Source organism: Solibacillus sp. FSL W7-1324 (assembly GCF_038008025.1).
Lineage (GTDB): Bacteria > Bacillota > Bacilli > Bacillales_A > Planococcaceae > Solibacillus.
This window is the reverse complement of sequence record NZ_JBBOYH010000001.1, coordinates 2,657,957-2,678,210: the sequence shown is the minus strand read 5'-3', so window position 1 is coordinate 2,678,210 and position 20,254 is coordinate 2,657,957. Positions and strand designations below refer to the sequence as shown.

The following is a 20,254-nucleotide window of genomic DNA, read 5'->3' as shown; positions in this document are numbered from 1 at the left end:
AAACAATTGCCAAAGTGATTTAGGAGGAAATGACATGACAAATCGTCGACTGTTTACATCAGAAAGTGTAACGGAAGGACATCCGGACAAAATTTGTGATCAAATTTCGGATGCCATTTTAGACGCTATTTTAGCTGCAGATCCAAATGCACGTGTAGCTTGTGAAACTACGGTAACAACAGGCTTAGTATTAGTATCTGGTGAAATTACAACGTCTACTTATGTAGATATGAAGGGTATTATCCGCGATACAGTGGCAGAAATCGGCTATACACGCGGTAAGTACGGCTTTGATGCTGAAAATCTTGCAGTATTAGTAGCAGTAGGAGAGCAATCACCTGACATTGCACAAGGTGTTGATCAGGCATTGGAAGCACGTGAAGGTTCAATGACGGAAGATGAACTTGAAGCAATTGGTGCAGGTGACCAAGGTTTAATGTTCGGTTATGCATGTAACGAAACACCGGAACTTATGCCGATGCCTATTTCTTTAGCTCACAAATTAGCGCGTCGTTTAACAGAAGTGCGTAAATCAGGGGAATTAGAATATTTACGTCCGGATGGTAAAACACAAGTGACAATCGAATATGATGAAAACAATGAACCTGTTCGTGTGGATACGATCGTTATTTCAACACAGCATGATGAAGAAGCAACATTGGAACAAATCCAAACAGACATTAAAGAACACGTGATTAAACCGGTAGTTCCTGCACATTTATTGGATGAAGCTACAAAATACTTCATCAACCCGACAGGTCGCTTCGTAATCGGCGGACCTAAAGGCGATGCAGGTCTTACAGGTCGTAAAATTATTGTGGATACTTACGGCGGTTATGCACGTCACGGCGGCGGTGCATTCTCAGGTAAGGATGCAACAAAAGTTGACCGTTCTGCAGCATATGCAGCACGCTATGTTGCTAAAAACATTGTAGCGGCTGGCTTAGCTGACCGTGCTGAAGTACAATTGGCGTATGCAATCGGTGTTGCACAACCAGTGTCAATCGCAGTTGATACATTCGGTACAGGTAAAGTGGCGGAATCAGAAATCGTAAACTGGGTTCGTGAGCTATTTGATTTACGTCCTGCAGGCATTATTAAAATGCTTGATTTACGTCGCCCGATCTATAAGCAAACAGCAGCTTACGGACATTTCGGTCGTACAGATTTAAATGTACCATGGGAAAATACGGATAAAGCAGCTGAACTGAAAGCAAAAGCAGGAATTTAATAAAATATAAAGGAGCATCCAGTTAGGTGGAGTGCTCCTTTTTTATAATTTCTTTTAAATTTCCTATATAATAGGTAGAGATTCCGAAAAATAATATATGAGTGTAAAATTATTTCTGAAGTGATTTATAGTATTGACCCTTCGCCACATATTCGGAAATAATCCGGTCCATATCAGCGCGGTCTTCTGCCGTTACTTCACGTACGACTTTTGCTGGACGACCCATCGCCAAACAATTAGGAGGAATCACTTTTCCCGGCGGAACAAGACTGCCGGCACCGATAAATGCTCCTTCGCCAATAACGGCACCGTCCAATATGATGGAACCCATACCAACTAAAGCACGTTTCTTAATTGTACAGCTATGTAATGTAACTTGATGACCTATTGTTACTTCATCTTCAATAATGAGAGGATAAGCAGGGCTTTGGTGAAGGCAGCTCAAATCCTGTATGCTGACACGCTCTCCGATTATTGTTTTATTGACATCGCCGCGGATGACCGTGTTAAACCAGATTGAAGTTTCGGCTCCGATTGTTACGTCGCCGGTAACTGTGGCATAGTCGGCAATAAATGCGGAAGGGTGGATCGTCGGTTCTTTATCCTTATAAGGGTAAATCATTTTCAATTCCTCATTTCTTCTATAAAATTGTAGATAAATCTATAGATATCGTAACAAAACGTGAAGATTTTTCAATTAACATTTCTTTTAGAAAGGAATGTATTATAATTAAACAAATAAAAAGTAATATAATGATGCCGGTGTTAAAGAAGGTGTAACATCGTATTTTTTTAATACAGTTTAACAACTCTGACCTCTATTAAAGGTCACGTATTTATGACAGTAAAATAATTTATATGTAAGGAGTATGGCCATGTGGAAATGGGAAACAGAGCAACAACCAAAAGCCGTAGTCGTTATTCTTCATAGCGCATATGAACATCATCGGTGGTACGCATGGTTAATCGAAAAGTTCCGCAGTTCCCACTTTCATGTTGTAATGGGAGATTTGCCGGGACATGGTGAACAAGGAAAGTATACAAAGTATCATGATGAGGATTTTAAAGAATATTACAAGTATACAAAGGTGTTATTGAAAGTGGCACTGGAATATAATTTACCGCTTTTTATCGTCGGAAATGGGCTAGGAGCTGCAATCGCTACGTATGTGCTTCAGAACAATAAAATAGAATGTGCGGGTGTTGTATTAACATCCCCTTGGTTTAATTTAAAGCTGGCACCTGGAAAATTGTCGAATGCTTTATCAAGCTTCAGCGCTATTACATCCAATGTTAAGCTGAAACATGAATTGGAGCCTCATCATCTTACACGGAATACAGATGTGTTAATGGAATTGAAAGAACAATTACCGTTAACGAGCATGGTGACGGTTAAATGGTATCGGGACTGGCAGCAGATGACTCGGACAATCCGTAATCCCGAATTGAAGTTTCCGGATATCCCTGTATTATTAATGACAGGTGAAAATGATAGAGTAACAGACATCAGTACATCAAAGAAATGGATTACCGAGCATTCGCTTTCAGAGTTTCATTACAAGCAGTGGAAAGGCTGTCTTCATAGCCTGTATTTTGAATTAGAGCGGGAAGATGTCTTTAAATTTACGATTGATTATATTAACAATGTTTTAAGAGATTTGGGCTATATTATTGAATAGTGAAGAACCTAACAAACTTGCAATTTGTTAGGTTTTTTTTTAAAAATAAAAAAATATATCGAAATTTTCGAATATTTGTAATATACTAAATTTCGAATTAATACATTATTTCAACAAGGGGGTATAATATGGATTTTTTGAATGATTTTGTAGGGTGGGCCAATAATATTTTATGGGGCCCGGTAATGATTTATGGTATTTTAATCGTTGGTTTGTTTTTCTCTATCCTTACAAAATTCGCCCAGGTCAGGCTAATTGGAGACATGTTCAAGTTAATGTTCTCAGGGAAAAAATCAGAAGCAGGTGTTTCGTCATTCCAGGCATTATCGATTGCATTGTCGGGGCGTGTCGGTACAGGTAATATTGTCGGTACCGCAACTGCAATTGCATTCGGTGGACCGGGTGCAGTGTTCTGGATGTGGGTTACAGCATTTATCGGTGCATCAACTGCTTATATGGAGTCGACATTAGCTCAGATTTACAAAGAGAAAAAAGATGGGCAATATCGTGGTGGGCCGGCATTCTATATTGAAAAGACAACAGGTATTCGCGCATTAGGTGTTATTTTTGCCATTGCGATGATTGCATCCGTTGCATTTTTAATGCCAGGTGTTCAGGCAAATGCCATTGCAGGTGCCGTTGATAATGCATTCGGGATTGAACCATGGATTACAGGTCTTATTACAATTCTTTTATTAGCAGTCATTATTTTTGGTGGTGTTAAGCGTATTGCGAATGCTGCCCAGATTTTAGTTCCATTCATGGCATTAGCTTATTTGTTAGTAGCGTTTATAATCATTATTATGAATATTACAGCAGTGCCTGAAGTATTTGCTTTAATTTTCCGTAGTGCATTCGCTACAGATGCTGTATTTGGCGGCATGATCGGTAGTGCGATTTTCTGGGGCGTAAAACGTGCCATCTACTCAAATGAAGCAGGTCAAGGTACTGGACCGCATCCGGCAGCAGCTGCAGAAGTTTCCCATCCTGCTAAGCAAGGATTGGTACAGGCGGCTTCAGTTTATATTGATACAATCTTAGTATGTTCTGCAACAGCATTAATGATTTTATTCATGGGTACATACAATGTCCATGAGGGTAGTCAAGACGGAGCTCTAATCGAAGCAAAAATGGATGAGTCAATTACGTATTCAGGCTTTACACAAGCTGCTGTAAATGAAGCGTTCCCTGCTTTAAATAACTTCGGTTCAGGGTTTGTCGCAATTTCATTATTCCTATTCGCATTCACTACATTAATGGCATACTACTATATCGCTGAAACGAATGTTTCGTATATGTTTAATGGTGGTGCAAGACGAATTGGAATATTCTTAATGAAGTTCGTATTATTGGCTTCGGCATTTTACGGTACGGTTAAAACATCCGATTTAGCTTGGGCATTTGGTGATGTCGGGTTAGGATTAACGGTATGGATTAACGTAATTATGCTATTGTTCATCATGAAGCCAGCCCTCATTGCACTGAAAGATTATGAGCAACAGAAAAAAGAAGGCAAAGACCCAGTGTTTGATCCGAAAAAACTCGGTATTAAAAACGCAGATTTCTGGGAGACATATAAGCAAGATGAATAGAAAAAAAGGGGCAGCTCTTAAAAAGCTGCTCCTTTTTTCGTGGAATAATACAGGTGTAATGCTTCGAACTGTTCCTTAGTAAAATCTTTTTGTCCGCGAATATATTTTTCGTATAGATTATAGTAACAGATTGTTAAATATTCATCGTTGTGATGATGAGTGTATGGCGGATAATTTTCAGGAATATGAAGATCGGCAAAATAACGTTCCATCTTATCGATTGTCCGTATCGTAATGCCTCGCGCGCGCATCTCCTCCAGAACAATTTGTGTATAAATATATAAATCCTCTTTCGGGTACTCGTAAATATAATTGATCAGTACATGTTTGTCTTCTTTGGCAAAAATGCTGTTCAGCTCACGCCACTGGGCAAGCAGCTGACTTTTCGGGATAAAAGGGATTAGCTCGGTATGCCATAAACGCATCGGTTCACCTCATTAAAGATATGAAAAAGAGCTAAGAAAACTTAGCCCTCTATCGGAAATTCTTTTACTTTTTCTAATGCAATGATAAATGGGGGATCATTTTTCTGATTCATAAATTCATAGCGCAGCACATGTACATGTTTTTGCGGTAAATCACTTACATAGCGAATCACTTCATCACGCTCGTCTTTTCCGCCTTCATGACCATGATAAACGACTAAAACGATCATTCCCCCCACCTTTAACAGCTTTAACAAACTTTCAATCGCTTGGATTGTAGTGTTCGGCTTTGTCACAATTTCATGATTGCTGCCTGGCAGATAACCAAGATTGAAAATTGCGGCTGAAACAGGTTTGTGAATATAGTTTGCGACATTTTCATGCCCGTCTTTCAAAACGATTGCCCGATGCTCAAGTGCATGATCAAGCAGGCGGTGCAGTGTGGCATCAACCGCTTCCTTTTGTACGTCAAATGCATATACATAGCCGTCATCTCCAACGAGATTTGCCAGAAAAAGCGTATCATGTCCATTTCCTGCTGTTGCATCGACCGCAATATCACCTTCGGAAACGGACATTTCCAACAAGGTTTGGGCATATTGAAGAACACGTTCTAATTTCATTTTGTCACATCCGCCTTATAAAACTTCCCTTGATAAGAGCCACGACGTTCCAGCTCCGCATCAATTCCATTCAGTACTTCCCATTTGTTGACAGACCACATCGGACCGATCATTAAATCGATTGGACCATCACCTGTAATACGGTGGACGATCATTTCGGGCGGGATAATTTCCAGCTGATCTGCTACGAGTTGGATATAAGCATCTTTTTCCATAAACTCAAGCATGCCTTTTTCGTATTGCTTCACAAGTGGTGTTCCTTTTAAAAGATGCAGCAGATGGATTTTGATGCCTTGTACATCAAGCTTCGCCACTTCACGGGCTGTTTCCATCATCATATCGTAATCCTCTAAAGGCAATCCGTTAATAATATGTGTCACAACACGAATCCCATGCTTGCGCAGTTTATTGACACCTTCTACATATGTCGCATAATCATGTGCACGGTTAATTAAATTTGCTGTTTTTTCATGAACTGTCTGAAGCCCCAGTTCAACCCATAAATACGTACGTTCATTTAACTCTGCCAAATATTCTACAACATCATCCGGCAAACAGTCGGGACGGGTTGCAATTGAAAGTCCCATAACTCCTTCACAGGCAAGTGCTGCTTCGAACTTTTCCTTTAATACTTCAAGTGGAGCATGTGTATTTGTATACGCTTGGAAGTAGGCCATTGTTAAACCGTCTTTCCATTTGTGCTCCATCTTTGCTTTAATCTTTTCGAACTGTACCGGAATCGGATCGACTTTACTGCCCGCGAAGTCTCCTGATCCTGCTGCCGAACAGAAAGTGCAACCGCCAAAAGCGACCGTACCGTCGCGGTTTGGACAATCAAACCCTGCATCCAAAGCAACCTTGTAAACTTTCTTTCCGAATTCATTTCGTAAATAGCGATTCCATGTATAATAACGTTTCCCGTCTGACGGGAAAGGGAAATTTGTTTCAGTCATTCCTTGCTCACTCCTCTAACGTATTATTCTAACACGGACAGTACACCGTGTCCTACTAGAAATCTTTTTCTTGTACAAATTCCTTTTAAAGAATAAACTAGTAAATTGAGCAAATATTGAAGGAGGAAGTTGAGTGCCGAAACAAGTATGGTTTTTAATTATTGGCACATTCGTAAATACGGTCGGAAATTCATTTTTATGGCCTTTAAATAGTATTTATATTCATGATCATTTAGGTAAATCTTTAACTACCGCTGGGATTGTCCTTATGCTAAATTCATTGGCAGGTGTATTCGGCAATCTAGTAGGTGGTTATTTATTTGATAAATTAGGTGGCTATAAAGCAATTTTAATTGGGGTTGTATTTAATTTAATCTCAATCACTCTGTTGACCATCTGGCATGACTGGCCGCAGTACATTGTATTTTTAACGATGTTGGGCTTCAGTGGAGGGATTGTGTACCCGGCGATTTATGCAATAGCAGGGAGTGCCTGGCCTGAAGGGGGTCGACGTGCGTTCAACTCTATCTTTTTGGCAAACAACGTAGGGGTCGCAATTGGCCCGGCATTGGCAGGTATTGTTGCCGATATTAAGTTTGACTATGTATTTAGTGCGAATCTATTTTTCTATGTGGTATTTTTTGTGCTTGTCCTTACGACCTATAAACGTTTTGATATGAGGGGACTGACAACCAAACCGTTCTCAGGAAATGAGACAAAAAGAAGAAACAGAGGACCGATTGTGGCGATCAGTATATTAAGTATTTCTTTAATCGTCTGCTGGTTAAGCTATTCCCAATGGAGCGCGACCATTTCCTCTTATACACAAGGGCTTGGGATGAGCCTGTCCGAATATAGTTTACTATGGACAATTAATGGCTTCATGATCGTCGCAGTTCAGCCGGTTATCCGACCACTAATAACACGCTGGGAAAACAAAATAAAACATCAGCTGGTGCTGGGTCTCATATTGATGTCGTTTTCTTATATCGTCGTTTATTTTGCACAGGACTTTAAGATGTTTGCTGCGGCTATGGTCATTTTGACATTCGGGGAAGTATTCTTTACACCGGTAATCCCGATGATTGCCAATAAATTGGCGCCTCATGGACAAGAAGGTTTCTATCAAGGACTCGTCAATAGTGCTTCAACAATTGGACGAATGATAGGTCCTGTATTTGGCGGGTTAATGGTAGATTTATATGGCATGCAAATTTTGATGCTTATACTATCGGTACTCATTATTCTCGCTATTATTCCGTGTCTGTTCTTCGATCGAACACTACGAAACGAACAAACATAAAACAGTTACTTGTACTTTTGTGCTGAATTCGTTAAAATGAATGAAATAATAATATTGACTGTGATGAGGAATAGTAAATGGACGCACTTTATAGAGAGCTGGCGGCAGGTGGAAGCCGGTAAGTGTCAAATTGAACTCGCCTCGGAGTTTGCTATAGTGAAGTAATAGTAGCTAATGGCCGTGTATTCGCGTTAAGAAATGAAGCTGAGTGCTGCGTCACTAATTTGGGTGGTACCGCGGGAGTAAAATACCTCTCGTCCCTTCTTATCATAAGATGGGACGGGATTTTTTTATTTTTTAAATATTCTGTTAAATCATTGATGATGCGCCTAAAATACATAAACCACAGCAAGAATATATTTAAAGGAGGAATTATTGTGAGTTTTAATCATCAGCAAATTGAAAAAAAGTGGCAAACGTTCTGGGATGTCAATAAAACATTCAAAACTGAAAGTGGAATGGATAAGCCCAAGTTTTATGCATTGGATATGTTCCCGTATCCATCAGGGGCGGGTCTTCATGTAGGACACCCTGAAGGCTACACAGCGACAGATATTTTATCTCGTTTTAAACGTATGCAAGGCTATAATGTTCTTCATCCAATGGGTTGGGATGCATTCGGTTTACCTGCAGAGCAATATGCACTTGATACAGGAAATGACCCGGCTGAATTTACGGCAAAAAACATCGCAACTTTTAAACGTCAAATTAACGAGCTAGGTTTCTCTTATGACTGGGATCGTGAAATCAACACAACAGACCCTTCATACTACAAATGGACACAATGGATTTTCACGAAGTTAGTGGAGATGGATTTAGCGTATGTGGATGAAGTCGCGGTAAACTGGTGTGAAGCATTAGGTACAGTACTTGCAAACGAAGAAGTAATAGACGGCGTTTCTGAGCGCGGCGGTCACCCTGTAGTACGTCGTCCGATGCGACAATGGGTATTGCGTATTACAAAATATGCAGACCGTTTAGTTGATGATTTAGTGGATGTTGACTGGCCGGAATCAATCAAGGAAATGCAACGTAACTGGATTGGCCGTTCTGAAGGTGCACAAGTGAAATTTACAGTTGCTAACACAGACAAAAACTTCGAAGTATTCACAACACGTCCGGATACATTATTTGGCGCGACATACTGTGTATTAGCTCCAGAGCATAAATTAGTAGCTGACATTACGACTGCAGACCAAAAAGAAGCGGTAGAAGCATACTTGGAAAAAGTATCGTTAAAATCTGATTTAGAGCGTACAGACTTAGCTAAAGAAAAAACAGGTGTATTCACAGGTGCTTATGCCGTGAACCCGATCAACGGCAAACAAGTGCCAATCTGGATTGCTGATTATGTATTGGCAACATACGGAACTGGTGCAATTATGGCTGTTCCTGCACATGATGAGCGTGACTATGAATTCGCAAAAGAGTTCAACTTAGAAATTATTCCGGTTCTTGAAGGCGGAGACATCGAGAAAGAAGCATTCACTGGTGACGGTGCGCACATTAACTCGGATTTCTTAAACGGATTAAATAAAGCGGACGGCATTGCGAAGGCAATCGATTGGTTAGTTGAAAATGGTGTAGGGGAAAAGAAAATCACTTACCGTCTACGCGACTGGTTATTCAGCCGTCAACGTTATTGGGGTGAACCAATTCCAGTCATTCACTGGGAAGATGGCACAATGACAACGATTCCTGTAGAAGAGCTGCCATTGGAATTACCGAAAACAACAAATATCCGTCCTTCAGGTACAGGTGAATCACCACTTGCCAATATTGAAGAATGGGTAAATGTAGTAGATCCGGTGACAGGCAAAAAAGGACGCCGTGAAACGAATACAATGCCGCAATGGGCTGGTTCATCATGGTACTTCCTGCGCTATATCGATCCGAAAAATGATCAGGCGCTTGCAGATCCTGAATTATTAAAACACTGGCTTCCAGTCGATATTTATATCGGTGGTGCAGAACACGCGGTACTTCACTTACTATACGCACGCTTCTGGCATAAAGTACTTTATGATCTAGGACTTGTTCATACGAAGGAACCGTTCCAAAAGTTATTTAACCAAGGGATGATTCTAGGTGAAGGCAACGAAAAAATGTCTAAATCAAAAGGTAACGTAGTAAACCCGGATGACATTATCGCTTCACACGGTGCAGATACTTTACGTTTATACGAAATGTTCATGGGACCACTGGAAGCTTCTGTTGCATGGAGCACGAACGGTCTTGACGGAGCACGTCGTTTCCTAGATCGTATTTGGCGTTTATTCGTAACAGATGAAGGAAAGCTGGCTGCAAAAATTCAGGATTCATCTGATGTAACATTGGAAAAAGTGTATCACCAAACTGTGAAAAAAGTGACGGAAGACTATGAAGGCATTCGCTTCAACACTGCAATTTCACAAATGATGGTCTTCATTAATGATTGCTATAAAGCGGAAGTAATTCCGACAGAATATGCAAAAGGCTTCGTGAAGCTTTTATCACCAATCGCACCGCATATTGCTGAAGAACTTTGGTCAATTTTAGGACACGAAGATACAATCACGTATGCAACATGGCCAACATTCGATGAGTCGAAACTAGTTGACGATGAAATCGAAGTTGTTGTTCAAGTTTTAGGTAAAGTACGTGCAAAAGTAACGGTTGCTAAAGATATTACTAAAGAAGAATTAGAAAAAGTTGCTTTAGCAGACAGCAAAGTTCAAGAGTTTATCGATGGAAAAACAGTTGTGAAAGTAATTGTTATCCCAGGTAAATTAGTTAATATCGTTGTAAAATAATTGAAAAAATATTTAAAAGTCATTTTTCTCATTGAGAAAAATGGCTTTTTTGCTTAAGAAAAATTTAAAGGAAATTTCCAGAAAGTGAAACAATTTCTTGGAAATATGCGACTATAAAGAAAACAGTGAAAGGGGTGGGACCGTGTCAGCACATTTAGAAGAGGTAATGGAGGAATATGGTGAATACTGTATGCGTGTTGCCTATTTATATGTAAAGGATTGGGCAGCTGCAGAAGAAATTGTGCAGGACACATTTTTAGCTTATTACAGGCAACAGGAGCGATTCGAAGGACGATCTTCTTTAAAAACATATTTAGTGAAAATAACGATACATAAAAGTCATGATTATTTAAGAAGCTGGAAACGCAAAATGACCTATATTTTACCAAAAAAGCTTGCCACTCCTTCCATTGAACAAAAGAAAATTCATGAAGAACAGCAGTCAGAGTTAGTTGAAGCTTTGTTGCAGCTATCGATAAAATACCGTGAAGTCCTTATTCTTCATTATTACGATGATTATAAAATCAGGGAAATTGCAGAACTTTTACAGGTAAGTGAAAACACTGTAAAAACGAGGCTTGTTCGAGGGCGAGAAAAACTGAAGCCACTGCTAATGAACTTTGAATGGGAGGTGCAGCAATATGACGAAATGGAAAGATGAAATAGACCGCTATATAGGGGAGGAACAAAAATTCACCCCTGAATTGAGAGCAAAAATATTGCAGAAGGCATCCAAACGTTCGATTGACTGGCGGTATGGGCTGACTGCCGTTTCGTTTTGTATCGTTGTATTCATACTTTTTTTAATGGGGCCAACTCAAGTGGAACCACCAGTCCAAACAGCAACCCCTTTGGAAAAGCTCATTGAAGAAACAACGGTCGAGGAATTTTTTATAAGCTCAAAATATAGTGATGCACAACAATTTTTTGCGCGGGATTCGAGTCGTTTTAAGGATGTGCATGCGTTTAAGAACGACGAAGATGCCCTTGCTATGACCCGGCTTTTACATGATCTAAAGCTGGCTGAAAGGCCTTCTAATAATGGTTTTAATAGAGATGTGCTTATAGTGATGGCGAATGGCGAACACCTGAAGCTGAAAATCTATAAAAGTGGTGGATGGTTCGCGGTCCAAGATGTTCGAACAAAATTATTTTATAAACTTGAAGATACATCGGCGGTTAATTATTCAAGATGGAATCAAAAAGTAGAGGAAGCTGGGTTGAGTTTTGGGGAATTAGCAATGGTTGGCGGAGCAATTTTAATGATCTCCTACATTTTAAAGCTTGTTCTGAATTTGCCGAAGTCCAGGCAAAAACAACCAAAAACAGTTAGCTGGAAAGGTTCATTAGTCTATATAACAGTCTTTGTTTCAATGCATTACTACAATAATTATTTGCAGGAACATGAATATGTAGTTTATCAGGATCTTCAATTCATTGTATATGCATTAGGATTTATTATTGTAATTCCTTTAATGGAAGATAAGGATAAGCCTAGAAATGAGCAAATTTATGACTGGATTATGTCAGCATCAATCTTATTATTCTTATGGATTCTATTCTTTTATGGATAAGGAGGACCGCGGATGAAAAAGTTATTACTAATTACGTTATTATTTTTACTTAGTGGCTGTACCTCAGATATGACCGCTAAGGAACCGTATCCTGTGGAGAAAGATTATTCATTTGATGAACAGCTCGTACAGTCTGTCCCGCATGACGTTACGCTGAAAGTCTATCCGAGAAGCAATGAACTTGAAATTTCCTTTGTGACGACATATGAACAGGCTGCATTTTTAGCAAGGAATGAGCCGTATTTAACATATGAAACAGTAGAAGGGAATTTTGTATTACCTAAGGCAGATTTAAAAATTGGGGAACGGATTGAAATAGAGGATAACGTGTATTATGGCATGAGTATAAGAGTGATCGGTACACAGGTTGAATGGCAGGGGGCGCCGCAATCATTTACACATCTACGCTTTATGTTAGAGGATGAGCAATTGATGATATTAAATATTGGAAGAATAGCTTTTGATGGGGAAGCCAGGCTTGTACGGACGAAAAGTACAACGAATAAGAAACTAAGGGAAATAGCACAAATCTTGCATGAAAAGCAAAAATAACTATGTTGCGTAACCGATTTCTATGTAATACTAGAATAGTAAATGGTGACATTTAATGAATTGAAGAAAGAAGTGTAACAACATGGCACAAGCATCACATTCAGTACAAATCCCGGTTAGCCAGGACAAAGTATGGGCTTTCGTAAGTAAAATAGAAAAATGGGCAGTATTAGTTCCAGCTTACAAAGAGCATAAAGAACTGGATGCCCAAACATCACATTGGACATTCGAAGGAAACTTTAAAGGTTTAAAGAAAAAAGTTGTAATCGAAATTAAAATTATCGAAATGAATGAGCCTTCTAAAATTAAATTTGAAATTACAGGGCTATCAGATAATATTAAAGGCGGCGGTGAATTTACAGCCGAGCCGAAAGATGGCGGTACATATATGACAGGTACAGTAGAAGTAACTGCTGGCGGTCTTTCAGGTGCAGTATTAAATCCGGCTATTAAAGTATTATTGCCGAAAGTAACGACTCGCTTAACAGAAAAAATCGCTCGTCATATTCAAGCGTAATTACCAAAATCCTACCGGAAAAATATATCCGGTAGGGTTTTTTAGTGGAACGAAATAGGAGGCAAGGGAGGGGAGATTTAGCCAAAGGTACCGGAAATTTTACCAAAGGTGGAGGGAATTTAGCCAATATCTGTGATGATTTAGTCAATGGGGACTCTTATTTAGCCAACGGACGTTGTTATTTTGCCAATACTTCTCATATTAGTCATCGCCCTTATAATAAATATCTTCAGGAATTAGATAATAGCGGCCTTTTGTTGCACCATACTTTTCAAAATTGAGCCTCGCCAAAATTTTGGAAGCTGCAAAAGTACTTTTAATCCCAGTAAATTCACGAAATTCTTTATTTGAAATACGCGGACTGATCAGCACCCGGTAATGATGCAGTGCTTCATGTAAAGCTACCCGGGATTTTGAGTGACATTTTTCGCATTGCCAAATTCCGCGCTCGTAATGCATCCGGCCCATATACTCGCATTTTTGGCATAATACGCCCGATTTTAACCGGCAGCGTGCAATGGTTTTTCTGGCAGGCAAAGGCTGTATTAACATTTTCAGTTTGGAGCATATATCCGTTATATTGACCTTTTTATGGTTATTTTCCGCATAAAGTTTTTCTAAATAACGAGGCAATCCGCTTATATGGATAATCGGGAAACCTTCCAAAGAGACGTCAAGCTCTGCGCGGTAATTGGCTATCACAACTAATTGAAGGACGGGCATCGTTATATTTAATTTTTGTAGAAATTGTTTGATAAAAAGTTTGTGGCGGTACACTTGATCAAAGGGATTTGGAAAGTTGTCGCGAGTTTGATTTTCTGTTATGCGGGTAAATTCGTGAAAAACAGGTTTATAAGAGAGCTTTCCTGACAGTTGTTTTACCTCGAAAATGAGGATGAAATACGGAGTAATGAGCAGGGCGTCGATTTGATGGGTAAAACCGCGGTCATTTACACATTCAAAGTTATAAAAAATAGAATAATCGCTTTTAAAGGAGAAATCTTTTAAGGTATTTTTCAGCTTTTTTTCACCCGCAAATCCGGCTTTCATACGGTAAAATTCTTCTTGAAAAGCAGCAGCTTCCGGATCATTTGGGAGTATTCGCTGGACGGCTGCTTCAATGAATAAATAATGATTCGATTTTTTCAAAAAAACACCTCCAAATCAATTCTATATAGCCTATTTCTTGAATGGAAGTGAATTGCCGAAACTTCCTTTTTTAAAAACCTTTCATACGGAGATTGTCTGTTTTCCTGCACAATTCATCGGAAATAATTAATCTAGTCAATAAACGGAAAGATTTAGTCACTATAAGGATGAATTTAGTCACTATAAGGAAAGATTTAGTCACTATAAGGATGAATTTAGTCAATATTGTAATGATTATAGTCAACAGAATATATTATTTAGTCATAATAAAAGATTTCCAGCAAACCTATGATAAATATCATATGGAAAATATGACATGTTCTTCTATAACAACTGAATACACTTTTTTATAATTGAATAATGAAAGAGGTGGCTTTATGACACAAATCATGATGGAACAAAGTGGATATAGTGCAAAGGAAGAATTTTGGAACGGGCTGACACACGGAGTTGCCGCATTGCTGACAATTCCCGCAACATTGCTGTTAATAAACAAAGCCCAGCATCAAGGCACAACTTTAGAGCTTATAAGCTATATTATTTTTGGTATTTCAATGTTTTGCCTGTATTTTGCTTCAACGATGTATCATTCATGGCCGAAACATAAAACCTTTCTGAAAAAGCTCGACCATAGCTCAATATTTTTAATGATTGCAGGAACATATACACCGATCGTATTAGTCGCAATTGGCGGCAAATTAGGTTGGATGATTTTTGCGATTCAATGGATTTTAGCAACAATCGGTATTATACTAAAACAATTTTTTGTTTACCGTTTCAAATTACTGTCGCTGTTAGTTTATATCGGAATGGGTTGGCTTATTATTTTTGTTGCCAAGCCGCTATTCGCGCATATCGGAATCGCAGGCTTTGCCACATTATTAATCGGTGGCCTCTCGTATACGATCGGCACATACTTTTACAAAAATGACCGCATTCCATACAACCATGCAATTTGGCATGTTTTTGTTTTGGGGGGCAGTGTCGCAATGTTCTTCGCAATTTACTTATATGTATAAACAAAAGAGTCAATCCCCAATACCGGGATTGACTCTTTCTATATGCTCGCTGTAAACTTTTCGATTAGATCCTGCAAATAATCGTCATACTGTTCTTCATTGCGCTTTTTCATTTCTTCCAAAACTTGATTTAAAAATGTTTTGTTGTCCATGAACTGATCAGGCAACGTTTCATATAGTAGCTGATGATGGTAATTTTCCTGATCCAAATATAGCTCAAAATAATAGCCGAGCTTTTCGTCTTCATTGAACATATGCATCATGCAATCTACTTCATAGCATTGCATTATAAAATCATGTTTAAAGCCAACCTGAACGGTAAATGCGATATGTCCGCCTTCACTGTCCAATTTAAAAGAATCCATATCTGAAATTATTTGGTTTTTATGCATGAGCCAGTACAGTTCATTTGCCTGCCGATTTGTCGTAAAGCTTGTAATTCCTTTTGGCGCATTTTCAATGAAGAAATGTTTTGCCAGTTTTGCTTGCACGGCCTCTTCAATTGATGAAGAAGAAGCAATTTTATCGAGCTGCTGACAAACGACTAGCAATAGTGCCGGACTTTTTTGCAAATGTTCAACAATCTTTTTTAATTGCATCGGGCAAACATTTGGGATATTGACTAAATCGACAGCCAAAGTCATGCCGACGCCTTGTTTATTTAAGCCGAGTATCAAATATAATGGAACACTTTTCGCATAGGAGTTATTTTTTTCGACATAGCAAAAAACACGAATGGAAAAGGTAAATTCATCTTTATTACGATTGCTTATTTTAGTGCAAGATAAATGCGTTTGCATTAGCTCATCTGATGCTAAATAAAGCATAGTCTGGTTTTTTTGAGAATTATTCATCGTGCCGTATCCTCCTGAGTGTACATACCTCTTATGATACTAGGGAATGATGAGCAGTTCTAGTATTTTTACGATTAAAATCAGATAACATTACTGTTGACCAGCACTCATACCTGCAATTCGACCTGTTACGAGCGCGGAAGTAATATTATAACCCCCTGTATAACCGTGAATATCCAAAATCTCACCACAGAAGTAGAGTCCCTGTTTTTTCTTGGAAGCCATTGTTTTTGGTTCTATTTCTTTTACCGAAACACCGCCCCCTGTAACAAATGCCTTTTCGATCGGTTGGGTACCGTGAACGTCCATCGTAAATGCGACAAGTTCACGTGCAAAATTGCGAATCTTCTCCTGAGATAATTCTATGCCTGTTAACTGTGCGTCAATACCAGCGCGCTCCATTAAAAATAGAAGCCAGCGTTCCGGAACAAGTGATTTCCATAAGTTTTTCACCGCTTTTTTCGGTTCTTCCTTAATTGTTTTATTCAACATTTGGAAGCATGTTTCCTCGTTATATTCCGGTAAAGATTGAATTCGGACTTGTACGGGCGCGCTGCCGGATTTCAGCTGCTCTTTTACAATAAATTGGCTGCATCGTAAAATGGCAGGACCACTTAAACCGAAATGCGTAAACAGCATATCCATCTGATGTGTAACAAGAACTTTTCCTTTTTTATTCAGGACAGAGACAGCTGCATCGCGTAATGCCAGCCCTTGCAGCTCACGTGATTGAATGAATGGTTCTTTAGAAGTTACCGGAACTTCTGTAGGGTAAAGCGTAGTAACGGTATGGCCAGCACGTTCTGCCCACGGATAACCGTCTCCAGTTGAGCCTGTTTGAGGAACAGCTTTACCGCCGACTGCGACAACAACTGCATTAGTACGGATTTCTTCGCCGCTCTCCAAACGTACACCATAGATCTTTTCATCATCCATGAGTAATTTATTTACTGCCGTGTGTAAACGGACTTCCACTTTTAATCGTTTCATTTCATTAACAAGGGCATCTACAACATCTTGTGCGCGGTTGGAGACAGGGAACATACGTCCATGATCCTCTTCTTTTAATGCCACGCCAAGCCCTTCGAAAAATGCAATAATATCTTCATTATTATAAACGGTAAAGGGACTGTATAAAAAACGTCCATTGCCGGGTATATGTTTAATGATTTCTTCCGCTGATAGTCGATTTGTTACGTTGCAACGTCCACCACCTGATATGGCCAATTTCTTTCCTACTTTTGAGCCCTTTTCAAGGAGCAGCACTTTTTTGTTTTGCTCGGCTGCTGCGATTGCTGCCATCAATCCTGATGGACCGCCTCCTATTACAATTACATCATACATAGATAATTTCTCACTTTCTTTTGCAAAAATTTTTTCGTTCAACGGATTTTTCTCTTACTTATTATACACGAAGTGAAGAAACTATTTGAGTAAATGGTCTTTCACATGTAAACTTGTAAAAGGAAATGTACGGGAACTTTTTGAGGAGAGTACCGTCACATGAAGGAAGTTAAATAATGTAAATAAATAACTTGCTCTACAGAGTTGTAAGGTAAGTGAATTGTTATACTAAGAGAATTTCATATAGAACGGTAGGTTATTTCATGTCTTCATTAATGAAAGGAACAGCCATATTGACAATCGGGTTGTTTCTATCAAAGCTTTTAGGGTTAATTTATATTTTCCCGTTTTACGCCATTGTAGGTGAAGATAATATTGCTTTATACAATTACGCCTACATTCCTTATAACATTATGTTAAGTGTTGCCATTGCGGGACTGCCGATTGCAGTTTCAAAATTCGTCTCGAAATATAATGCACTTGGAGATTATGATGCCGGCCGAAGACTAGTAAAAACAGGTGCTTTACTGATGACGCTTACAGGAATTGTAGCGTTTATTTTAATGAATATGCTTGCAACACCGCTTGCAAATATAGTGATTGACAGTGAAGAACAGACATTTACTGTTGAGCAAGTAGCGAACGTGATCAAATGGGTGAGCTATGCATTAATTGTTGTACCGTTTATGAGTTTAGTACGTGGTTACTTGCAAGGATACGGCCACTATTTACCGACATCTGTTTCTCAGTTAGTCGAGCAGATCGTGCGCATTGTCTTTTTACTTGGTGGGGCATTCCTCGTTGTTAAAGTGATGGGCGGTGATGAGATTGCCGCAATTAATTTCTCAGTGTTTGCCGCATTTATTGGAGCGATTGGCGGACTGTTGACATTGTTTTATTTCTGGAAAAAGCTACGCCCTGAAATTAAGGCTGTTCAAACTGTTGCACCGAAAGAACAGAGGCTTCCTTATTCGGATATGTACAAAGAAATTTTCAAATATTCGATTCCTGTTGTTTTTGTCGGGTTGGGAGGATCGTTATTCCAGCTTATCGATTTGCTGACATTTAACCGTGCGATGAGCGCAAGTGGAGTACCGGCGGAAATTTATGAACCGTATTTTACAATGCTCAATTTGCTAACACAAAAAATCGTCATGATACCTGTTGTGTTGGCGACAGGCTTTTCAATGGCAATCATTCCGACGGTGACGAAATTTTATACGGAAGGTAATTTGCGTCAAGTACATAGTGCGATGGATAAAACGTATCAAGTACTGCTGTTTATTACTGTACCGGCAGCGATCGGAATTTCAATTTTGGCGGAAGATTTGTATCATTTCTTCTATTCCTTCAGCGAAATGGGTACACAAGTATTAAGTCACTATGCACCACTTGCGATTTTCTTTGCTTTATTTTCAGTAACAGCTGCTATGTTACAAGGGGTCAATTACCAAAAGTGGGTCATCTTCAGTTTACTTGTCGGCTTGCTTACAAAGACGATACTCACGATACCGCTTATTCACCTCATGTCGGTTGATGGAGCGATTTTAGCGACAGCGCTTGGCTATGGAGTGACAATTGGAATTAATATTTTTGTCCTGAAAAAAGTGACAGATTACAATGCGACAGTTGTGTTGCGACGTATTTTATTAATTATTATTCTCACTGTTGTGATGGCTTTAGGTGTATGGATTACACATATGATTTTAACAGCGATTGCCCCGGCGGATACAAAAGTCTTGGCACTGCTGTATGCAATTATTTGTGCAGGAGTCGGTGCGATTCTTTACGGCGCGATTTCATATCGACTAGGGTTAGCCCAATTATTATTAGGTGAAAAATTCACGAAAATTGCACGTAAATTAAGATTAGTAAAATAAAAATGAGGACGTCTACAATAAAAGGCGTCCCCTTTTTTCATGGAGGACTTTATGCGTTTAGATAAATTATTGGCCAATATGGGCTACGGCTCACGAAAAGAAGTTAAACTATTATTAAAACAAAAAGCGGTAACAGTGGACGGAGTTACAGTAAAAGATTCAGCAATGCATGTAAATCCTGAAAAGCAAAATGTTTCGGTATTCGGTGAGCGTGTAGAATATGTGGAGTTTGTTTATTTAATGATGAATAAACCACCGGGTGTCATCTCAGCTACAGAAGACCGTTATGATCAAACGGTCATTGATTTACTTGATCCGTCTTATCAGCACTTCGAACCATTTCCTGTCGGACGGTTGGATAAAGATACGGAAGGGTTGCTGTTAATTACAAATGACGGCAATTTAGCACATAATCTGCTTTCTCCTAAAAAGCATGTCCCAAAATGGTATTACGCGAAAATAGACGGAGTAGTAACGGAAGCTGATATTGAAACTTTCGCACAAGGTGTAACATTGGATGATGGCTATCATACAAAGCCGGGGGATTTAAAAATATTAGTTTCTGGCGAAGAATCGGAAATTGAACTGATGATCCAAGAAGGTAAGTTCCATCAAGTGAAGCGCATGTTCGAGGCGGTAGGCAAGAAAGTGACGTATTTAAAGCGTCTGTCAATGGGAACATTGGAGCTTGATGAAGAATTGGCTTTAGGGGAATACCGCGAGCTGACAGAACAGGAACTTGAACTTTTAGCGACAAAATAATAAAC

Annotated in this window: 19 protein-coding genes and 1 other annotated feature; of the genes, 12 read left to right on the top strand and 7 right to left on the bottom strand. The window is 39.2% G+C overall.

Going from position 1 to position 20,254, the window contains the following annotated elements:
* Positions 1-34: 34 nt before the first annotated feature.
* The gene (gene metK, locus MKY71_RS13190; protein ID WP_079528596.1) at positions 35-1,231 is read left to right on the top strand and encodes a methionine adenosyltransferase; all 1,197 of its coding nucleotides are present in this window, start codon (positions 35-37) and stop codon (positions 1,229-1,231) included.
* Between the two features lie 109 nt (positions 1,232-1,340).
* On the opposite strand, the gene MKY71_RS13185 is transcribed toward metK, so the two are convergent.
* A complete protein-coding gene (locus tag MKY71_RS13185; RefSeq protein ID WP_339195492.1) occupies positions 1,341-1,853 on the bottom strand; it encodes a gamma carbonic anhydrase in 513 nt (170 codons plus the stop codon).
* A gap of 253 nt (positions 1,854-2,106) precedes the next feature.
* Here MKY71_RS13185 and MKY71_RS13180 point away from each other — a divergent pair, with 253 nt between their 5' ends.
* Both MKY71_RS13180 and MKY71_RS13175 read left to right on the top strand, forming a co-directional pair.
* Positions 2,107-2,910 (top strand): alpha/beta hydrolase, encoded by an 804-nt coding sequence (locus MKY71_RS13180; RefSeq protein ID WP_339172728.1) that lies wholly within the window; start codon positions 2,107-2,109, stop codon positions 2,908-2,910.
* 128 nt (positions 2,911-3,038) lie between these two features.
* A complete protein-coding gene (locus MKY71_RS13175) occupies positions 3,039-4,502 on the top strand; it encodes an alanine/glycine:cation symporter family protein (protein ID WP_339172726.1) in 1,464 nt (487 codons plus the stop codon).
* Positions 4,503-4,519: 17 nt separating this feature from the next.
* Here MKY71_RS13175 and MKY71_RS13170 read toward each other — a convergent pair whose 3' ends face one another.
* From MKY71_RS13170 to MKY71_RS13160, 3 genes are read right to left on the bottom strand one after another with little or no spacing between them, the layout of a single operon-like run.
* The gene (locus tag MKY71_RS13170) at positions 4,520-4,927 is read right to left on the bottom strand and encodes a pyrimidine dimer DNA glycosylase/endonuclease V (protein WP_339172725.1); all 408 of its coding nucleotides are present in this window, start codon (positions 4,925-4,927) and stop codon (positions 4,520-4,522) included.
* A 41-nt stretch (positions 4,928-4,968) separates the two neighbouring features.
* The gene (locus MKY71_RS13165; RefSeq protein WP_339172723.1) at positions 4,969-5,550 is read right to left on the bottom strand and encodes a class I SAM-dependent methyltransferase; all 582 of its coding nucleotides are present in this window, start codon (positions 5,548-5,550) and stop codon (positions 4,969-4,971) included.
* Entirely contained in the window at positions 5,547-6,503 is a 957-nt protein-coding gene (locus tag MKY71_RS13160; protein WP_339172721.1) for a TIGR01212 family radical SAM protein, read from the bottom strand. The genes MKY71_RS13165 and MKY71_RS13160 overlap by 4 nt, the downstream gene beginning before the upstream one ends.
* Positions 6,504-6,636: 133 nt before the next feature.
* Here MKY71_RS13160 and MKY71_RS13155 point away from each other — a divergent pair, with 133 nt between their 5' ends.
* The 6 genes from MKY71_RS13155 to MKY71_RS13130 all read left to right on the top strand — a co-directional run bounded on the left by MKY71_RS13155 (position 6,637) and on the right by MKY71_RS13130 (position 13,241).
* Entirely contained in the window at positions 6,637-7,806 is a 1,170-nt protein-coding gene (locus MKY71_RS13155; RefSeq protein ID WP_340732908.1) for an MDR family MFS transporter, read from the top strand.
* Between the two features lie 51 nt (positions 7,807-7,857).
* Positions 7,858-8,071, top strand: a binding site (T-box leader).
* 112 nt (positions 8,072-8,183) lie between these two features.
* Positions 8,184-10,598, top strand: a complete 2,415-nt coding sequence (gene leuS, locus MKY71_RS13150; RefSeq protein ID WP_339172716.1) for a leucine--tRNA ligase — start codon at positions 8,184-8,186, stop codon at positions 10,596-10,598.
* 142 nt (positions 10,599-10,740) lie between these two features.
* The gene (locus tag MKY71_RS13145; RefSeq protein WP_339172714.1) at positions 10,741-11,259 is read left to right on the top strand and encodes a sigma-70 family RNA polymerase sigma factor; all 519 of its coding nucleotides are present in this window, start codon (positions 10,741-10,743) and stop codon (positions 11,257-11,259) included.
* A complete protein-coding gene (locus MKY71_RS13140; RefSeq protein ID WP_340732905.1) occupies positions 11,240-12,172 on the top strand; it encodes a hypothetical protein in 933 nt (310 codons plus the stop codon). The genes MKY71_RS13145 and MKY71_RS13140 overlap by 20 nt, the downstream gene beginning before the upstream one ends.
* Before the next feature lie 12 nt (positions 12,173-12,184).
* Positions 12,185-12,724 carry a hypothetical protein gene (locus MKY71_RS13135; protein ID WP_339195470.1) on the top strand — a complete coding sequence of 180 codons (540 nt, stop codon included), beginning with the start codon at positions 12,185-12,187 and terminating at the stop codon, positions 12,722-12,724.
* A gap of 82 nt (positions 12,725-12,806) precedes the next feature.
* Positions 12,807-13,241 (top strand): CoxG family protein, encoded by a 435-nt coding sequence (locus MKY71_RS13130; RefSeq protein WP_340732904.1) that lies wholly within the window; start codon positions 12,807-12,809, stop codon positions 13,239-13,241.
* Positions 13,242-13,442: 201 nt separating this feature from the next.
* Here the strand turns inward: MKY71_RS13130 and MKY71_RS13125 are convergent, their stop codons facing one another.
* The gene (locus tag MKY71_RS13125; protein WP_340732903.1) at positions 13,443-14,390 is read right to left on the bottom strand and encodes a nuclease-related domain-containing protein; all 948 of its coding nucleotides are present in this window, start codon (positions 14,388-14,390) and stop codon (positions 13,443-13,445) included.
* A gap of 377 nt (positions 14,391-14,767) precedes the next feature.
* On the opposite strand from MKY71_RS13125, the gene trhA reads away from it, so the two are divergent.
* Positions 14,768-15,409 (top strand): PAQR family membrane homeostasis protein TrhA, encoded by a 642-nt coding sequence (trhA, locus tag MKY71_RS13120; RefSeq protein ID WP_339172701.1) that lies wholly within the window; start codon positions 14,768-14,770, stop codon positions 15,407-15,409.
* Positions 15,410-15,447: 38 nt separating this feature from the next.
* Here trhA and MKY71_RS13115 read toward each other — a convergent pair whose 3' ends face one another.
* Together MKY71_RS13115 and MKY71_RS13110 are read right to left on the bottom strand one after the other, a co-directional pair.
* Positions 15,448-16,263: a cysteine methyltransferase gene (locus tag MKY71_RS13115; protein WP_339172698.1), complete on the bottom strand. Its 816-nt coding sequence runs from the start codon at positions 16,261-16,263 to the stop codon at positions 15,448-15,450.
* Between the two features lie 90 nt (positions 16,264-16,353).
* The gene (locus MKY71_RS13110; RefSeq protein WP_339176634.1) at positions 16,354-17,607 is read right to left on the bottom strand and encodes a BaiN/RdsA family NAD(P)/FAD-dependent oxidoreductase; all 1,254 of its coding nucleotides are present in this window, start codon (positions 17,605-17,607) and stop codon (positions 16,354-16,356) included.
* A gap of 263 nt (positions 17,608-17,870) precedes the next feature.
* Here MKY71_RS13110 and MKY71_RS13105 point away from each other — a divergent pair, with 263 nt between their 5' ends.
* A complete protein-coding gene (locus MKY71_RS13105) occupies positions 17,871-19,487 on the top strand; it encodes a putative polysaccharide biosynthesis protein (protein WP_340732899.1) in 1,617 nt (538 codons plus the stop codon).
* A 51-nt stretch (positions 19,488-19,538) separates the two neighbouring features.
* Positions 19,539-20,249, top strand: a complete 711-nt coding sequence (locus MKY71_RS13100; RefSeq protein ID WP_340732897.1) for a pseudouridine synthase — start codon at positions 19,539-19,541, stop codon at positions 20,247-20,249.
* Positions 20,250-20,254 lie beyond the last annotated feature (5 nt).